Origin of the sequence: Sphingomonas sp. DC4900 (assembly GCF_049896485.1) — a bacterium.
Classification (GTDB): Bacteria; Pseudomonadota; Alphaproteobacteria; order Sphingomonadales; family Sphingomonadaceae; genus Sphingomonas; species Sphingomonas aquatilis.
In genome coordinates, this window is sequence record NZ_JAFCUK010000016.1 from 1 (window position 1) to 17,834 (window position 17,834).

Annotated in this window: 14 protein-coding genes; 9 read left to right on the forward strand and 5 right to left on the reverse strand. The window is 66.8% G+C overall.

Going from position 1 to position 17,834, the window contains the following annotated elements; genetic code table 11:
• Positions 1-417: hypothetical protein (locus ACP690_RS15185; protein ID WP_426261578.1), on the forward strand; the 417-nt coding region annotated here is incomplete at its 5' end.
• A gap of 289 nt (positions 418-706) precedes the next feature.
• Here ACP690_RS15185 and ACP690_RS15190 read toward each other — a convergent pair.
• A complete protein-coding gene (locus ACP690_RS15190) occupies positions 707-1,174 on the reverse strand; it encodes an Hsp20 family protein (protein ID WP_426261577.1) in 468 nt (155 codons plus the stop codon).
• A gap of 250 nt (positions 1,175-1,424) precedes the next feature.
• On the opposite strand from ACP690_RS15190, the gene ACP690_RS15195 reads away from it, so the two are divergent.
• The 5 genes from ACP690_RS15195 (at position 1,425) to ACP690_RS15215 (ending at position 7,528) form a co-directional block, all read left to right on the forward strand.
• Positions 1,425-3,920 (forward strand): TonB-dependent receptor, encoded by a 2,496-nt coding sequence (locus tag ACP690_RS15195; protein WP_426261576.1) that lies wholly within the window; start codon positions 1,425-1,427, stop codon positions 3,918-3,920.
• Positions 3,921-4,553: 633 nt separating this feature from the next.
• On the forward strand, positions 4,554-5,798 hold the full coding sequence (locus ACP690_RS15200) for a lipoprotein-releasing ABC transporter permease subunit (RefSeq protein ID WP_024310526.1): 1,245 nt from the start codon (positions 4,554-4,556) through the stop codon (positions 5,796-5,798).
• Positions 5,791-6,462, forward strand: coding sequence for an ABC transporter ATP-binding protein (locus tag ACP690_RS15205; protein ID WP_017978623.1), 672 nt, complete (start codon positions 5,791-5,793; stop codon positions 6,460-6,462). The genes ACP690_RS15200 and ACP690_RS15205 overlap by 8 nt, the downstream gene beginning before the upstream one ends.
• Positions 6,459-7,052 carry a GNAT family N-acetyltransferase gene (locus ACP690_RS15210; RefSeq protein WP_426261575.1) on the forward strand — a complete coding sequence of 198 codons (594 nt, stop codon included), beginning with the start codon at positions 6,459-6,461 and terminating at the stop codon, positions 7,050-7,052. The genes ACP690_RS15205 and ACP690_RS15210 overlap by 4 nt, the downstream gene beginning before the upstream one ends.
• A complete protein-coding gene (locus tag ACP690_RS15215) occupies positions 7,049-7,528 on the forward strand; it encodes a glutathione peroxidase (RefSeq protein WP_426261574.1) in 480 nt (159 codons plus the stop codon). Before ACP690_RS15210 ends, ACP690_RS15215 begins: the two co-directional genes overlap by 4 nt.
• A gap of 155 nt (positions 7,529-7,683) precedes the next feature.
• On the opposite strand, the gene ACP690_RS15220 is transcribed toward ACP690_RS15215, so the two are convergent.
• A complete protein-coding gene (locus ACP690_RS15220; RefSeq protein ID WP_017978626.1) occupies positions 7,684-8,262 on the reverse strand; it encodes an HdeD family acid-resistance protein in 579 nt (192 codons plus the stop codon).
• A gap of 108 nt (positions 8,263-8,370) precedes the next feature.
• On the opposite strand from ACP690_RS15220, the gene dnaE reads away from it, so the two are divergent.
• The 3 genes from dnaE to ACP690_RS15235 are packed head-to-tail and all read left to right on the forward strand — an operon-like array spanning position 8,371 to position 13,773.
• Entirely contained in the window at positions 8,371-11,877 is a 3,507-nt protein-coding gene (dnaE, locus tag ACP690_RS15225; protein WP_426261573.1) for a DNA polymerase III subunit alpha, read from the forward strand.
• On the forward strand, positions 11,877-12,404 hold the full coding sequence (gene moaB, locus ACP690_RS15230) for a molybdenum cofactor biosynthesis protein B (protein WP_426261572.1): 528 nt from the start codon (positions 11,877-11,879) through the stop codon (positions 12,402-12,404). Before dnaE ends, moaB begins: the two co-directional genes overlap by 1 nt.
• Before the next feature lie 37 nt (positions 12,405-12,441).
• Positions 12,442-13,773, forward strand: a complete 1,332-nt coding sequence (locus ACP690_RS15235) for an ABC1 kinase family protein (protein ID WP_426261571.1) — start codon at positions 12,442-12,444, stop codon at positions 13,771-13,773.
• Here ACP690_RS15235 and ACP690_RS15240 read toward each other — a convergent pair.
• The 3 genes from ACP690_RS15240 to ACP690_RS15250 all read right to left on the reverse strand — a co-directional run bounded on the left by ACP690_RS15240 (position 13,770) and on the right by ACP690_RS15250 (position 17,751).
• Complete coding sequence (locus tag ACP690_RS15240; RefSeq protein WP_426261570.1) at positions 13,770-15,233, reverse strand: MFS transporter; 1,464 nt, start codon at positions 15,231-15,233, stop codon at positions 13,770-13,772. The two genes, ACP690_RS15235 and ACP690_RS15240, sit on opposite strands and share 4 nt — an antisense overlap.
• Before the next feature lie 288 nt (positions 15,234-15,521).
• Positions 15,522-16,310: a hypothetical protein gene (locus ACP690_RS15245; protein WP_426261569.1), complete on the reverse strand. Its 789-nt coding sequence runs from the start codon at positions 16,308-16,310 to the stop codon at positions 15,522-15,524.
• A 97-nt stretch (positions 16,311-16,407) separates the two neighbouring features.
• Entirely contained in the window at positions 16,408-17,751 is a 1,344-nt protein-coding gene (locus ACP690_RS15250; RefSeq protein WP_426261568.1) for a S8 family serine peptidase, read from the reverse strand.
• Between the last annotated feature and the right edge of the window lie 83 nt (positions 17,752-17,834).

Sequence of the window (17,834 nt, forward strand, 5' to 3'; positions counted from 1 at the left end):
ATCCGGCGCGAGCACGCGTCGGGCAAGGCCATCAAGGCGATAGCGCGGGACCTGCACCTGTCGCGCAAGGTGGTGCGCAAGGCGATCCGGGCGCCGGAAGCGGACATGGGTTATCGGCGTTACCTTGAATTCGATGAATTATGTGTCATTGGAGCATCTCAACCTACCAAAGAGGGGACCATCATGGTTGCCAAGTATCTGATGGCTGTCGCTGCAGCCGCTCTCGCCGTGGCCCCCGCTGCGGCCGCTCCGTCGAACCCCGCCGCGAGCCTGTCGGTTGCCAAGTCGGTTCGCACCGGTTCGGCGTCGGCGAAGAAGAGCGAACTGGCCGGTGGCGGTCTGATCGTTGCCCTGGTCGCGGCGGCTGCCGTCGTTGCCGGCATCGTGATCGTCGCTGACAGCGGCGACAGCAACTAAGAGTTTCTGACGATCCGGCGGAGTTCCCAAGACGCTCGCCGATCGACATGATTCTAAAGACAAGGGGGGCTTCGGCTCCCCTTGTTGATTCTGGGGCCTTTCGAACGGTCCGAGTGACGAACTGAAACGGCGCAGCGGTTGTCTGCGATCCGTATCGTCAGCCAGTTACGGGGCGACGGCGATTGCCGTGGATCGGCGCCGTCGGGCAAATCGGGTCGCATCATAGGCGAGGCGCCCGGACCGTACGATCCGAGCGCCCCTGAGCACCTGCAAGGTGCGTCGCGTCGGCTTACGCAGCCTTGGCGGCGTCCGCGTTGTTGTCGACGGCGGCCAGCGGCGCACCGGTCTTGATCGCGATGCTCTTCGGCTTCATCGCTTCCGGCACCTCGCGGACCAGATCGATCACGAGCAGGCCATCGTTAAGCCGCGCGTCTTCGACGAACACGAAATCGGCGAGTTCGAAGCGACGCTCGAAGCTGCGATTGGCGATGCCGATATGCAGGAAGTTGGAGTTAGCCGCCTTGTCGTCCTTCTTGCCGGCGACGAGGAGCAGGTTCTGCTGCGCCGTGATCTCGATTTCGTCGCGGCTGAAGCCGGCGACGGCGAGCGTGATCCGGTAACGATCGTCGGCAATCCGTTCCAGGTTGAAGGGCGGGTAGTTTTCCGCGGTCGCGGCGCGCGCGTTGCTTTCCAGCATATCGAACAGACGGTCGAAACCGATGGTCGAGCGGCGATAGGGGGTCAGGTCGAGTCGCATGTCAAATCCTCCGAACGAAGCGAGTTGAACGACGGCATCCACAGCGGTGCGATGCCGGTGCATGGCCCATCATGGCGCCATGCGTCCCCAAATTTGGGAAGGTCCGTACCGGCTTCAAGAGGGGGTGGGCCTGAAAAATTGCGGGTGATTTCAGCGCGCGAAGCCCGGCTATCGCGACCCCAAGCTTCTCCATCTTTGTAATCCCAGCGAATCAGGGGAGTTTGGCGACAACGATAAAAGGGAGCTTTCGATGTCGCTGACGCTTGCCATGCTGCTTGCCGGCCAGACCGTGCCGCAGCCCACGCCCGAGCCCGTGCCGACACCCGAAAGCGTTGCCGCACAGGACGACGCCAGCGCGGCGCAGGGTGCCCCCGCCCCGGCGGGTGCCGGCGATATCGTCGTCACCGCGCGCCGCCGCGCCGAATCGGTGCAGCGGGTTCCGATCGCGATTTCGGTGATCGGCGGCGCCGAGCTGGACAAGACGGGGGCGTTCAACGTCAACCGCCTGCAGCAGCAGCAGCCCTCGCTGCAATTCTATTCGAGCAACCCGCGCAACTCGGCAATCAACATCCGCGGGCTCGGCGCGCCGTTCGGCCTGACGAACGACGGGATCGAACAGGGCGTCGGCTTCTACGTGGATGGCGTGTACATCGGGCGGATCGGCGCTTCGACCTTCGACTTCGTCGATGTCGAGCGCGTGGAGGTGCTGCGCGGGCCGCAGGGCACTCTGTACGGCAAGAACACCACGTCGGGCGCGCTGAATATCACGACCCGACCGCCGAGCTTCACCCCCGAGGCGCGGATCGAGCTGACCGCCGGCAATTACGAATTCGTCCAGGCCAAGGCGTCGGTATCGGGCCCGCTGTCGGATCGGGTCGCGCTGCGCATGTCTGCCTCGTCGACGCAGCGCCAGGGCACGATCTACGACGTCACGTCGGGGCGCAACCTGCACCGGCTCGACAACAATGGCGTGCGCGGGCAGTTGCTGTGGAATGCGAGCGACAGCCTGAATTTCACGCTGTCGGGCGATTACAACGTGCAGAATCCGCTCTGCTGCGTGCAATATTACGCCCGCGTCGGCACCACGCAGCGGCCGATCGCGCGGCAATATGCGGCGCTCGCCGCGGCGTTCAATTATCGGCCGCCCAGCACCAATCCGTTCGATCGCGTGACCGACTTGGATGCGTCGATCAATTCGCGGCAGGAGATTGGCGGCGTCTCGTTGGTCGGCAATTGGGATCTTGGGCCGGCGACGCTGACCTCGGTCAGCGCGTGGCGCTATTGGGATTGGCAGCCGCAGAACGATCGCGATTTCATCGGCCTGCCGATCACGACGGTGTCGCAGAACCCGTCGCAGCAGAAACAGGTGTCGCAGGAGCTGCGCCTCGCGTCCAATGGCACCAACCGGCTGGACTATACGGTCGGCGCGTTCTTCTTTCACCAGACGATCAATACGCAGGGCTCGCAGGTGCAGGGATCGGCGGCGAGCCGGTTCCTGCTGTCGGGCAATGACGCGACCAATCCCAATGTGCTGAACGGCCTGACGTCGACGAACACGATCAACTTCGACAACACGAGCTTCGCGGTGTTCGGCAAGCTGAACTGGGCGCTGACCGATGCGCTGCACATCCAGCCGGGCCTGCGCGTCAATTACGACCGCAAGTCGGGCTTTTACGAATCGGTCGTGAGCATCCGCAACGCGCAATATGCCTTCACCGCGACGGCGGACAATGTGGCCGCTCTGCTGGCATCGCAGCCGACCGCGGCGGCGCGCACGACCTTCCAGAACCAGATCAACACGCTGGCGCCGCAACGCTACAGCCCGCGGTTCAGCGCGTGGAACACCTCGGGCGACATCACCGTGTCGTATGACGTCAGTCCCGACATTCACGCCTATGCGACCTATGCCCGGAGCTTCAAATCGGGCGGCATCAACCTGTCGGGCCTGCCGCTCAATTCCACCAGCACGGGCGTCGATCTGTCGACGCAGACGGTGAAGCCCGAGAAGGTCAACAATTACGAGATCGGGTTGAAGACGCAGTTCCTCAACCGGCGGCTGACGCTGAACCTTGCCGGATACTGGACCGATGTGTTCGACTATCAGGCGACGGTAAACAACAATGCGATCAATGTGATCCGCGGCTATCTTGCCAATGCGGGTCAGGTGCGGTCGCGCGGGTTCGAATTCGATACGAGCTTTCGGCCGAGCAGCCGGCTGAACCTGTACGTCAACGGCGCCTTCACCGACGCAAAATACGTCCGCTTTGCCAATGCGCCCTGCCCGCCGGAATTGTCGGGTGGCTCTGCGGCCAGTGCCACGAATCCGGCGAGTCCGGCAGGGCAGGCCGGCAGTTCCACCCAGCCATCGTACAGCCCGGCCCAATGCGACATCTCCGGTCAGCGGCTGCCCGGCATCTCGAAATGGTCGTTCTCGTTCGGCGGCGAATATAACGTACCGGTGGGGAGTAAGGGCGGCGAAGCCTATGTCGGCTATGACGGCAATTACCGTTCACGCTTTTCGTCCAACCCGTCACCGTCGGCCTATACCTGGATCGAGGGTTATTCGCTGTCCAACGTCCGCGCCGGCTATCGCGAGGGCGGTATCAACGTGTTCGGTTGGGTGCGCAACGTGTTCGACAAGCAGTATTTCGAGCTGCTCTCGACCCAGTCGGGCAGCACAGGGTTGATCGTGGGGCAGCCGGGCGATCCGCGGACCTATGGTGTGACGCTGTCGACGCGGTTCTAGGGGTTTCCCCCGTCGTCTTGGCATAAGCCAGGATGACGAAGAGTGCGGCGGTATACGCTCTTCGTCATTCCCGCGGAGGCGGGAATCCAGACGCGCTAGGCTCCCAGCTTGATTCGCGGACGTTCGCCAATCTGGATTCCCGCCTTCGCGGGAATGACGGTTGAAGGGTGGCGGTGGTCGGGAGCAGGGGGTGGGGCGCGGCCTCGCGTACCGGCCAAACCAGCGTCGATCGTGAGAACGACCCCGCGTTCGGACGACGTTCAGCTTTGATCTGCGATAAGAGACGATGCCGGACGGGGGGCGTGAATTGGAAGCTCCCGCCCTTCGCCCGGCGCCGTCGAGGCGGTCCGGACAAGCAAACGCCCGGACCGTTTCCGATCCGGGCGCCTGCGTGACGAGAAACCCGTCAGCCCCCTTAGGTCGTGTCGTGGACGATCGCGCGTTTTCGCTGCGTCGCCGGAACACTGTTTCCCCGAACCACGGCCGTTGCCTGTGTCTCAGATGAGCCTGTGCTAGGCAGGGGCAGGGGCTTTGTCACCGGATATTGTCGCCCGTCCTTTCGATTGCGGCTGCCCTGTGTCGAATCCGCAACATTTGTTGCTTGTCGCCGTCTCTCCGCCTAGAGCCGCGGCCATGATCCTCTCTACCTATGAACGGATGATCGCGCGGCGATATCTGCTGCCGGGCAAGGGGGAGGCGTTCATCTTCCTCGTCGCCTCGATCAGCCTCGTCGCGGTGATGCTCGGCGTCGCGGCGCTCGTCATCGTGATGAGCGTGATGAACGGCTTTCGCGCCGAGCTGTTCGACAAGATCGTCGGCCTCAATGGCCATGCGGTGATCCAGTTCGACCCCACCCGCCCCGTCGACTGGCGGCAGGTGGTGGCCGAGGCGAAGCGGACGCCCAACATCACGTCGGCGGTGCCGATGATCGAACAACCGCTGGCCGCGACCTATAACGGCCGGGCGGAGGCGGTGCTGGTCCGCGGCGTGCGGATGCAGGATATCGCGCCGGTGATCGGCAACAAGGTGGTGATGGGGTCGCTCGCCGGCGTGACGCCGGGCAGTGGGCGGATCGCGATCGGCAGCCGGCTGGCCGAAGCGCTGGGCGCGACCGTCGGCAGCGACATATCGCTGTTCAGCCCGCAGGGGCAGACGACGCCGTTCGGCACCGTGCCGCGGATCGTCAGCTACAAGGTCGCCGCGATCTTCGAGATCGGGCTGTACGATTACGACAAGCAATATGTCTTCATGCCGATCGAGGACGCGCAGACACTGCTGCTGCTCGGCGATAACGTCGGCATGGTCGAGATCGAGACGAACAACGCCGACAAGGTCGGGCAGATCCTGGCGCCACTGGGCGACAAATTACCGCCCGGCGCGGTGATCAGCGACTGGCGCAGCATGAATGCGCAGCTGTTCCAGGCGCTGGAGGTCGAGCGGGTGGCGATGTTCACCGTCCTGTCGATCATCATCCTGGTCGCGGTGTTCAACATCCTGTCCAGCCTGATCATGTTGGTGCGCGCCAAGACGCGCGACATCGCGATCCTGCGGACGATGGGTGCGACGCGGGGCGGATTGATGCGCATCTTCATGGTGGTCGGCACGACGATCGGCGCGCTCGGCACGGTGGCGGGGCTGCTCCTGGGCTTCGTGTTCCTGTTCTATCGCCAAGCGGTGGTGAACCTCGTCCAGATGGTGACGGGGCAGAACCTGTGGGATCCGTCGATCCGCTATCTCACCGAACTGCCGTCGAAGCCCGATCCCGTAGAGATCATCGTGATCGCGATCATGGCGCTGGTCTTCAGCTTCCTCGCGACGCTGTATCCGGCGTGGAAGGCGGCGAGCACCGATCCGGTACAGGTCCTTCGCTATGAATAACGTCCTCGAAACTGGTCGTCTGACGCGCAGCTTCACACAGGGCGGCGAGACGATTCACGTCCTGCGTGGGGTCGACCTGACCGTGGCGCCGGGCGAAATCGTCGCGCTGGTCGGGCCGTCGGGTTCGGGCAAGTCGACGCTGCTGCAGGCGGTGGGCTTGCTGGAGGGCGGGTTCGAAGGATCGATCCGGATTGCCGGCACCGAAGCGGCGAAGCTCGACGCGCATGGCCGCACCGTGATGCGTCGCGATCATCTGGGCTTCGTGTACCAATTCCACCATCTGCTGCCCGACTTCAACGCGACCGAGAATGTCGTGCTGCCGCAGCTGGTGCATGGCGCGGCGCGCAAGGCGGCGGACGATCGTGCGGTCGCGTTGCTCACCGCGCTGGGGCTGGGGCATCGCCTGACGCACCGGCCGAGCCAGCTGTCGGGCGGCGAGCAGCAGCGCGTCGCGGTGGCCCGCGCGCTGGCCAACCGGCCGGCGCTGGTGCTGGCGGACGAACCGACCGGCAACCTCGACGAACACACTGCCGATATCGTGCTGGCCGAGTTTCTGCGGCTGGTGCGCGGAGAAGGCTCGGCGGCGCTGATCGCGACGCATAACGAGCGGCTGGCGCAGAAGATGGACCGGGTCGTGCGCCTGCACGAGGGCGTGCTGTCGTGAGCGATGCGTGGCGGACCACCCCGACCTTGGTCGGCCGTCACGTCACGCTGCGGCCGCTTGTCGCCGAGGACAAGGATGCGTTGGTCGCCGTCGCTGCGACGGATGACCTGTGGGATATATTCTACGCGAGCGTGTCGCAGTTGAAGGACGCGGATCGCTGGTTTGCCGCCACGTTCGCGCAGGTCGAGCAGGGGCGGGCGCTGGTGTTTGCGGTCTGCGATCCGGCAGGCACAATTGTCGGCACCACGCGCTACATGCGGATGAACGAAGGCCATCGGCGTCTGGAGGTCGGCGGCACCTTTTATGCGACGCGGGTCCAACGCACCGGCGTGAATACCGAGGCGAAGCGGCTGCTGTTGACGCATGCCTTCGACACGATGGGCGTGCAGTGCGTACAGATTCGCACCGATGCGCTCAACATCCGCAGCCAGCGCGCGATCGAACGGTTGGGCGCGAAGCGGGATGGCGTGCTGCGCGGTCATCAGATCGTCGGCGGCCGGCTGCGAGACAGCGTCGTCTATTCGATCCTGGACCGTGAATGGCCGGGCGTGCGCCAGAATCTCGACTATCTGCTTGGGAGGTACGCATGAGCGGCATCACCGATCTCACTGTGCGGGGCGCGGATGGCAACCCGCTGTCGCTGGACCGCTGGGCGGGGCAGGTGCTGCTGATCGTCAACACCGCGTCGAAATGCGGGTTCACGCCGCAGTACGAAGGCCTGGAGGCGCTGCATCGGCGGTTCGCCGACAGGGGGTTCGAGGTGCTGGCCTTTCCCTGCAATCAGTTTGGGGCGCAGGAGCCGGGCGATGCGGCGGAGATCGCGAATTTCTGTTCGCTGACCTATGACGTTACGTTTCCGGTGTTCGCCAAGATCGACGTCAACGGTGCGGCGGCCGATCCGTTGTTCGAGCGGCTGAAGACGGCGGCGCCGGGCGTGCTGGGGTCGAAGGCGATCAAGTGGAACTTCACGAAGTTCCTGGTGGATCAGTCGGGCCAGGTCGTGCGGCGCTATGCGCCGACGACGAAGCCGGAAGACCTTGCGGCGGATATCGAGGCGTTGCTGTAGGGCGGGCCTCGACCCACACGGGCGTCACCCCGGACTCGTTCCGGGGTCCACTCCGCGGCGAGGGGGACGGCTGGTGCCTCTTGCCATTCTCTTGCGGGCCGGTGGACCCCGGAACGAGTCCGGGGTGACGGGGTGGGTGGGGCTAGCGGCGTGGCTTACAGCGCCGGGGCGGCGAAGGGCTTGGCACCTTTCTTGTGGTGCAGCGCCGACAGGATCGAGGTCACGCCGCCGAAGACGAAGCTGATGCCGAGGATGAAGCCCGGCAGCGTCAGCGCCGACCAGGGCAGCGTTGCGAGGACGTAGATCGCGAGCAGGATGTTGACGACGCCGAGCGCGATCATCAGCCCGCGTCCGCGCTTGAAGCGTGCGCCGAGGCCGATTTCCATCGCGCCGCGGATACCAAGCCACACGCCGACCAGCAGCGTCAGCGACAGCGCGCCCGACATCGGATCGAAGGCCATCAGCACACCGATGACCAGCGACAGCAGGCCGAAGCCGATCGCATAGCCGCGCCCTTCGTGCTTGCCCATCACGCCCGCCGCGAGCGAGACGATGCCGGCGGCGATGAAGAAGGCGCCGATCACTAAGGTCGCGGCATAGGTGGCGGCGAAGGGATTGAGGAAGGCGAGCACGCCAAGCGCCAGCGACAGCACGCCATAGGCGAGGATCCAGGCCCAGCCGGCCCCGGCGGCGGTGGGTGCTAGCGGATCGGTGAAGGTGCGCGTGTCGGTCATGGCGATGTCTCCTCGTTATGGGCGCGTAACGAGGTTATCCACCGCTGGTTCCGTCCATTCCGGGCGGGTCGCCTGTTCGAATCGGGTCGGAGTCGCTAAGTGGTTCGCATGGCTCATTCGGGTTTCGTGCCGCTCCGCATTTTTTCGTCCTACACGATGCTCGACGGGGCGATCGATCCGAAGGCGATCGCCAAGCAAGCCAAGGCGCAGAAGTTTCCCGCGGCCGGCCTGACCGATCGCAACGGGCTGTACGCGGCGATGGCCTTTTCGGACGCTGCGAAGAAGGATGGCGTGCAGCCGGTGATCGGGACGATGCTGTGCGTCGCGCGGCCGGATATGCCCGACGGCGTCGCCGCGCCGCTCGACTGGATCGCGCTCTATGCGCAGGATACGACGGGGTACGACAATCTGTGCGCGCTGGTCAGCATGGCGCATCTCGACCGACCGATCGAATTGCCGGCGCATGTCGATTTCGCCGCGTTGGAAGGGCGGACCGATGGCCTAATCGCGCTGACCGCCGGGGCCGAAGGCGGATTGGCGCGCCTGTTCCACGAGGATCAGCCGGACCGCGCGCGTGCCTATTGCGGCCGGTTGCAGGCGCTGTTCCCCGACAGGCTGTACATCGAGCTCGTCCGGCGCGGCGACGCGGTGGAGGAAGCGGCCGAGCAGGCGCTGATCGACCTTGCCTATGATCGCGACCTGCCGCTGGTCGCGACCAATCCGTGCTGCTTCTCCGACAGCGGTTTCCTCGACGCGCACGATGCCATGCTGTGCATCGCGCATTCGACCTATGTCGAAAGCGAGGATCGCGTCCGCTCATGCCCCGATGCATGGCTGAAACCCGCGGAGGTGATGAAGCAGCTGTTCGCTGACCTGCCCGAGGCGATCGACAATACGCTGGTCGTGGCGCAGCGGTGCGCGGTAATGGCGCCCTATCGCAAGCCGATCCTGCCCAGCCTGGCGGGCGACCGCGACGGTGAGGCGGCGATGCTGCGCGATCAGGCGGCGGCGGGACTGGAAGCGCGGCTCGACCGGATCGAGGAGCTGGGGGCGCAGCCCGACGATCCCAATTGGCGGGATGCGTATCGCGAGCGGTTGGCGTTCGAGGTGAACGTCATCGTCCAGATGGGCTTTCCCGGATACTTCCTGATTGTCGGCGACTTCATCAAATGGGCGAAGGATCACGACATTCCGGTGGGGCCGGGGCGTGGTTCGGGCGCGGGCTCGGTCGTCGCCTGGGCGCTGACGATCACCGACCTCGATCCGATGAAGCTGGGCCTGCTGTTCGAGCGATTCCTGAACCCGGAACGCGTGTCGATGCCCGACTTCGACATCGACTTTTGCGAAACTCGGCGTGGCGAGGTCATCCGCTACGTGCAGGAGAAATACGGCCGCGATCAGGTGGCGCAGATCATCACCTTCGGTAAGCTGAAGGCGCGCGCGGTGCTGAAGGATACCGGCCGCGTGCTTCAGATGAGCTATGGCCAGGTCGATCGCCTCGCCAAGCTGGTGCCCAATCATCCGACCGATCCCTGGGATCTGAAGCGTGCGCTGAACGGCGTGCCTGAGTTGGCGAAGGAATATGCCAACGACAATCAGGTCCGCCGCCTGCTCGACCTCGCGACCAAGCTGGAGGGCCTGCCGCGCCATTCGTCGACGCACGCCGCGGGCGTGGTCATCGGCGACCGGCCGCTGAGCCAACTCGTCCCCCTCTATCGCGATCCGCGGTCGGACATGCCGGTGACGCAGTTCGACATGAAATATGTCGAAGGCGCGGGGCTGGTGAAGTTCGACTTCCTCGGCCTGAAGACGCTGTCGGTTCTGAAGAAGGCCGTACAACTGCTCGGCAAGCGAGACATTTCGATCGATCTGGATGCGCTGCCCTGGGACGACGAAGCGACGTACAAGCTGCTCCAGAAGGGCGACACGGTCGGCGTCTTCCAGCTGGAATCGGAGGGGATGCGCCGGACGCTCAGCGCCGTCCGCCCGACCAATTTCGGCGACATCATCGCGCTCGTGTCGCTGTATCGCCCCGGCCCGATGGATAACATCCCGAGCTTCGGGCGGCGCAAGCAGGGGACGGAGGAAATCCTCTACCCCCACCCGCTGCTGGAACCGATCCTGAAGGAGACCTACGGGATCTTCGTCTATCAGGAACAGGTGATGCAGGCCGCGCAGATCCTGGCGGGCTATAGCCTGGGCGGCGCCGATTTGCTGCGCCGCGCGATGGGCAAGAAGATCAAGGCGGAGATGGATGCGCAGCGCGCGACCTTCGTCGCCGGTTGCGCCGAGCATAACGGCATCAAGGCGGACTACGCCAACCAGCTGTTCGACTTGATCGACAAGTTCGCGGGCTACGGCTTCAACAAGAGCCACGCCGCCGCCTATGCCCTGCTCGCCTATCAGACCGCGTGGCTGAAGGCGCACCACCCGCACGAATTCTTCGCCGCGTCGATGTGTTACGACATGGCGCAGACCGACAAGCTCTGCATCTTCGTCGACGACATGCGACGGCTGGGCGTCGATATCGTCGGGCCGGACATCAACCAGAGCGATGCCGAGTTCGACGTGCAGACGGTCGGGGAGGGCGAGGAACGCCGCCTCGCGGTTCGCTATGCATTGGGCGCGCTGAAATCCGTTGGCGAAGGCGCGATGGAGAAACTGATCGTCGAGCGGGTCGCGGCCGGGCCGTTCAAGAGCCTCGACGACCTCGCCAATCGCGTCGATCCGCGACTGATCAACAAGCGGCAGCTCGAAACGCTGGCCGCGGCGGGGGCGTTCGACGCGATCGAGCCGAACCGCGCTGCGGTTCATGCCGTCGCCGAGACGATCCTGGGCCTTGCCGCCTCGACGCATGCCGGACGGACGAGCGGGCAGGGCGGCCTGTTCGGTGGGGACGAGGTGGCCGGCGATACGATCCGGCTGCCGCAGGGGCTGCGCTGGACGATGGCGCAGGCGATGGAGCAGGAGAAGGACGCCTTCGGCTTCTATTTCTCCGCGCATCCCGTCGACCGGCACGCGCATCTCGCCAAGATGCATGGCGCGCGGCAATATGTCGCGCTGACCGAGTTGCGCATTCCGGAGGACGGCACGCGCGCGGGGGCGACGATGGCGGTGTTGGTCGAGGATGCACGCTGGCGGACCTCGGCACGCGGCAAGCGCTACATGATGGCGACGCTGTCGGATGCGAGCGGCCAGTTCGTCGCGACATGCTTCGACGATGGCGTCGCGGCGGAACTGGAAGAGGCGGCGCGCTGTGGTGGTTGCGGTCTGATCACCGTCGAACTCGATCGGCGGCCGGGCGAAGAGACTCCGCGCGTGTCGGTCAAGCGCATCCAGCCGTTCGAGGGGCTGGCGTCGATGGCGCGCTTCACGATCGAGGCGCGGGTGGCGACGGCGGAGGCGTTCGCGGCGTTGGCGACCTTGCTGGGTGAGGCGCGCGGTGCGCGCGGCGAAGTGCGCGCGCGCATTCCGGCGGGTGATGGCGAGGCGGTCGTCCTGCTCGGGCGCGATTTCCTGCTCGACCTCGAATTGGTCGAGGCGATCCAGGCGATTCCGGGGATCAGCAACGTGGCGCTCGACCGGGTCGCTTCTCAGCTGCGGGCGGTGGGCTGATGCCGATCGACCCCGCTCTGCCGTTCCGCGCGATCAATATCGCGGTGCTCACCGTCTCCGACACGCGGGGGCTCGCCGAGGACCGGTCGGGCGATACGCTCGTCGCGCGGCTGGAGGGAGCGGGGCATCGCCTCGCCGATCGCGTCATCCTGCGCGACGACATCGAGGCCATCGTCGCGCAACTGGAACGGTGGATCGACGATCCCGCGATCGATTGCGTCATCACGACGGGCGGCACGGGCGTGACGGGACGCGACGTGACGCCGGAGGCGGTCGAGCGAGTTGCGACGAAGATGATTCCGGGGTTCGGCGAGCTGTTCCGGTATCTGAGCTTCGCCAAGATCGGCACGTCGACCGTCCAGTCGCGCGCCTGCGCCTGTGTTGCGCGGGGGACCTATATCTTCGCGCTGCCGGGCTCGACCGGGGCGGTAAAGGATGGATGGGACGGCATCCTCGCCGATCAGTTGGACAGCCGGCATCGGCCCTGCAACTTCGTCGAGCTGATGCCGCGCCTGACCGAACGATAGGGCGGACCTTCGCGGGCGTCCGCGACGTTGTGCGGGCATGGATGACGATCGATTCGAGGCACGGCATCGCGCGGTGCCGACGGGCAGGCTTGCGCGACTAGGCGGGTTCGGGCGGCTCGCTGGCGGTGTGGCGGGCGGCATGCTGGCCGAGGGCGCGCGGCGGCTGGCGCAGGGTGAGCGGCCACGCATGGGCGATCTGGTGCTGACTCCGGCGAATGCGGCACGGGTAGCGGACCGATTGTCGCACCTGCGCGGCGCGGCGATGAAGCTGGGGCAGATGATCTCGATGGACGCCGGCGACGTGCTGCCGCCCGAATTGTCGGCGATCCTCGCGCGGCTGCGCAACCAGGGCTATCGCATGCCGCCGCAGCAGCTCGACCAGGTGCTGACGCGCGAATGGGGAAGGGACTGGCGGCGCCGGTTTCGGCATTTCGAGGCCGCGCCGGTCGCGGCGGCCTCGATCGGCCAGGTGCATCGCGCGACCCTGCCCGATGGGCGGCGGCTGGCGATCAAGGTGCAATATCCGGGTGTTGCGGAGAGCATCGATTCCGACGTCGACAATGTCGCGACGTTGCTGCGCGTATCAGGGCTGCTGCCGCGCGGGCTGGATATCGCGCCGCTGCTCGACGAGGCGAAGCGGCAGTTGGCCGAGGAAGCCGATTACACGCGCGAAGGCGAGCAGATGCGCGCTTATGCCGCGCGTCTGGACGGGGACGCTCGCTATGTCGTGCCGACGCTGGAGCCGGAGCTGACGACGCGACACGTGCTGGCGATGAGCTTCGTCGAGGGGCAGGCGATCGAGACGCTGGATGCTGCCTCGCAAGAGGCGCGCGACGCCGCGATGACCGCGCTGGTGACGTTGGTGCTGCGCGAGTTGTTCGAGTTTGGCGTGATGCAGACCGATCCCAATTTCGCCAATTATCGCTGGCAGGCGGATAGCGGCGCGCTGGTGCTGCTCGATTTCGGGGCGATGCGCGCGGTGCCGGCGGAGACGGCGGATGCCTATCGCCAGTTGATCGAGGCGGGGCTGGCGCTCGATCGGGACATGATCCGCGAGGTGGCGGTGGAGACGGGCTTCATCGGGGTCGAGGCCGCGCGGTCGCACCGTGGGGCGGTCGACCGGATCATCGCGGCGATCGACGCGGCGCTCAACAGGCCCGGCGCGTTCGACTTTGGCGACCGCGCCTTCGTGCCGGTGGTGCGTGAGGAGGCGAAGGCGATGATCGCCGATCGCGACACCTGGCACGTACCGCATGTCGAAACGCTGTTCGTGCAGCGCAAGGTCAGCGGCACGGCACTGCTCGCCGCACGGCTGAAGGCGCGGGTGGACGTGCGCGGGCTTGCCGCCGCAGCGATCGGGCGCGCCTAGCGGGCGGCGTGGCCGCTCATCTCGGCACCGGCGTCGGCCGCGAACCGGCGGTTCCAGATGACTGCCGACGCGGAGATAGTGGCGACGACGACGAAGGCGAGCGAGAAGGTGAATAGCGTTGGCTGACGGGTGCCCTCGATCACCGAGCCGATCTCCAGCACCGTCGCGGCGGTGCAGATGCCGAGCGATAGCGTCAGCTGCTGAAAGGTCGCGTAGAAGCTTGTCGCCGCGCTCATCTGCGCCTTGTCGGTATCCGCATAGGCGATGGCGTTGTAGCCGGTGAACTGGAATGACGTGAAGAAGCCCGAAATCCCCAGGACCAGCACGATCGCGGCGGTCGGCCAATCGGGGCGGAACAGCGCACAGGTCGCGTAGCCGAGGCTGCTGGCGATCCCCGAAACGATCAGGCTGCGGCGGAACCCGCAGCGACGCAGCACGCGCGGGGCGAGCGCCTTCATCGCCAGCGCGCCGATCGCCCCGGCCATGGTGATCGTACCGGTCTTCGCGGCGGTCAGACCGAAGCCGAGCTGAAGCATCAGCGGCAGCAGGAACGGCTGCGCGCCTTGCGTGATGCGGGTCAGCGATCCGGCGATCACCGACAGGCGGAAGGTGGGCACCCGCATCAGCGCGGGGTCGAGGATCGGATCGGCGACGTGACGGGCATGGCGGAAATAGGCGACGCCCATGCCGAGGCCCGCGACAAGCAGGATCAGCGCGACCAACCCGGTGCCGGGGCGGCTCGCCAGCTCGAAGCCGAACAAAAGGCAGCCGAGGGACACGCCCGACAGGATGAAACCGACCAGATCGAAACGGGCGCGCGCGTCGCCGCGCACCTCCGGCACCAACAGCAGCGCGCCGATGATCCCCATGACGCCAAAGGGGATGTTGAGGTAGAAAATCCAGCGCCAGTCGAGCCAGGTGACGATGAAGCCGCCGATCGGTGGTCCCAGGATCGGCCCGGCGAGTGCGGGCATGACCAGCCAGGAAAGGGCCTGGACCATGTCCTCCTTGGCGACGCTGCGTAGCAGGACGAGGCGGCCGACCGGCACCATCATCGCACCGCCGATCCCCTGGACGAAGCGGGCGGCGACCAGCGTCGGCAGCGACCCGGCCTGCGCGCAGGCGATCGAACCGAGCAGGAAGACGACGATCGCCCAGCAGAAAATGCTGCGCGAGCCGAAGCGATCGGCCAGCGTGCCGCTTGCCGGGATGAACAGGGCGAGCGCCAGCAGATAGCTGGTGAGCGCGAGGCTGAGGCTGGTGGCGGGCGTGCCGAGATCGCGGGCCATGGTGGGCAAGGCGACGGTCAGCACGGTCCCGTCGAGTTGCTGCATGAACAACGCGGAGGCGACGACCAGCGCGATGACGCGATAGCTGCGGGCGGATGCGGGCGGTCGGCCCTCGCCGCTGGTGACGGCTTCGACCGCGGGCGCCAGGCCATCGCCGACATCGGCGCTCATCGAAGCGAGGTTACGTCGTCTCCACCGCATGTCGTTCGTTCATGCTCCTTCGCCCGGCGCGGCGGCATGCGCCGACCCGCTTCGATCGTGATCCTCACCCGGTTCGATGGCGGTGTTCCGTCCGGCGTTTGCGCTCGGCAAGAGCCATGCCGGGTCGTTCATGGAACGACCGTCTGCGGAGCACCTACCCCCATCCGCCTCGAAACACACGGCGAAAACGCCGCCACGGAAAAGGGCACCGCCGTTGCCGGCGATGCCCCCTTCCCGTCGATGCGACGGAGCGCGTGGTCAGTTGACGCTCAGGCTACCGCTGCCCGAGGCGCTGCCGCTGGCCGAGGCCGAGCGGTTGCCCGCGCTCGCGGAGCCGCTGCCATTCGCCGAGCCCGAACCGGCAAGCGATCCGCGCGTGCCGTTCGCGGCGCCTCCGGCGGCGAGGGCGCCTTCGTTCACCCGATTGCGGGTGGCATTGGCGGCCGTCGTGGTGCGGTCGCGGGCGGTCGCCGCGGTGGTAGCGGCGCGATCGCGCACGGCGCCGGCGGTCGAGGTCGCCCGGTTGCGGGCTGCCGTCGCGGTGGTCGTGGCGCGATCGCGTGCGGCGCCGGCCGTTGCCGCCGCGCCGTCGCGAGCGCCGCGTACTGTGTTGGCGACCTGATCGGTGCCAACCAGCTGCGCATCGACGCCGCCGTTCGCGCTGCCGCTGGCCGAACCGCTCTGGCTCAGCGCCCCGTTGAGCGCGCCGCCCCGCGGGCCGGTCGCGCCGAGGGCGCCGTCGGTGCTGCGGCTGACGCTACCGGCTAGGCTGCCATCGGCACTCGCGCGGCCCGAGCGGGTGTCGATCGAGCGGCTGCCATGCGCCCGTGCCGCACCGTTGACGGTGTTCGACACGCGGCCGCTGGTCTGCCCAACGGTCGAGCCGAGCTGGCCGGCGCCGTTCAGCGTGCCCGACACGGCGCCGCCGAGGTTGCCGGCACCGCCCAGCATGCCGCCGACGCCGCCACCGCCCAGCAGCTGCGCCGATGCGGGGGCCGTCACCAGCATGGTGGTCGCGATCAGGGCGAAACGGATCGTGGGGGTCATGAGAAATCTCCTTTCGTCCGAGCCGGGGTGGGGGACTGCCCGGCTTCCGAAAAGGACAACGATGGACCTTTTCGGTTTAATCCCTGCATCGCGAAAATTATTTTAGGCCGACCGCCTTCGGGGGCGTGCGGCACGTGTCGCAGACGATCCCGCGGCCGATGCGGCCGCTGCCGGGCTTCGCCTCTGCGGCAAGGGCGGCGGGCGTACCGACGCGGGCGAGCGTCGCGGCGACGAGGGGGGCAGCGAAGCTGGTGCCGCGCAGCACCTCCCACCCGCCACCGGGCACCGCCCCCACCATGTCCGCGCCCGGTGCCGCGTAATCGAGATGGAGCGGCTTACCCGCCTCCATCAGCGCCTTGCCCCTGGCATCGACGCCGGTGACGGCGATCACTTCGGGGTAGGAGGCGGGATATTGCGGCGGGGCGGCAGGGCCGTCGTTACCGACCGCCGCGACGACGCGGATGCCCTTGGCGGTCAACGCACGAATGCCCGCCGCGAGCAGCGGGTTGGGCGGGCCGACCAGGCTGATGTTGACGACCTTCGCCCCATTCTGGGCGAGCCAGGCCATGGCGCGGACGATGGCGACGGCCGAGCCGTTGCTTGCCGATCCGCCATAGACGTCGGCGACGAGCAATCCGGCTCCGGGCATCGCGCCATGGAAGGCGCCGCTGCGGCCCACCATCAACGACGCGACGGCGGTGCCATGGCCGCTGGGCTTGGCCTCTCCCGCAAAGCCGCGCTGCTCGATGGCGAGGCCGGCGAAGGCGGGATGGCGGCCGACGCCGCCATCGATCAGGCCCATGCGCAATGGGCTGCTGCCGCTTGCCGCGCCGCCGCCGCCCGCCAGCGCGCCGGCCATCGCCGCCAGCGGCGCATGCGCAGGTTCGTAGACCGCGTCGAGCGCATAGGTGCCACCCGGATCCAGCGCGCGCAGCGTCTCGATCGCCTTGCGCACCGGCTTGCCTCGCGGCGGCGCGAGTACGGAGGTGCTGACATCGAGGCCGTCGATCGTCTCGGTGCCGGTCAGCGTAAAGCCTGCGGCCTTCGCTTTTTCGAGCGTTTCCGGGGAGAGGGCCAGCGCCAGGATTACGTCACGCCGCACGGGATTGCCGTCATCATCCACGTCCAGCGTCGTGCGGTTTTCGCGGACCAGTGCGCGTAGGCGTTCCTTGCGCAGCGCCAGCAGGTCGCGGGGGCTGAGCGCACGCAATGCGCCGTCGGCCATCAGCAGCGGCCCGCCGAGACCGGACGCGACGCCCTGCGACAGCGCGTCGGACGCCTGCTGCCGTGATCCGAGCATGCTGCCCGTGGCGCGCTGCACGGTGTCGGTCACCCCGCCGAGCGGCGTCCCCAAGCCGCCTGTCGGCAAGCCACCGCCCAGCAGCTGCGCCGCAGCCGGGCTGGCCAGACCGATCGTCAGCATCAGCGCCCATCGCTTCATCTTTGTCTTCCTTTTTTGGCTCGCTCCATGGATGAAACGACCGCCGGGTGACGTTTCATCCGCATGGACGAAGGACTGGGCCA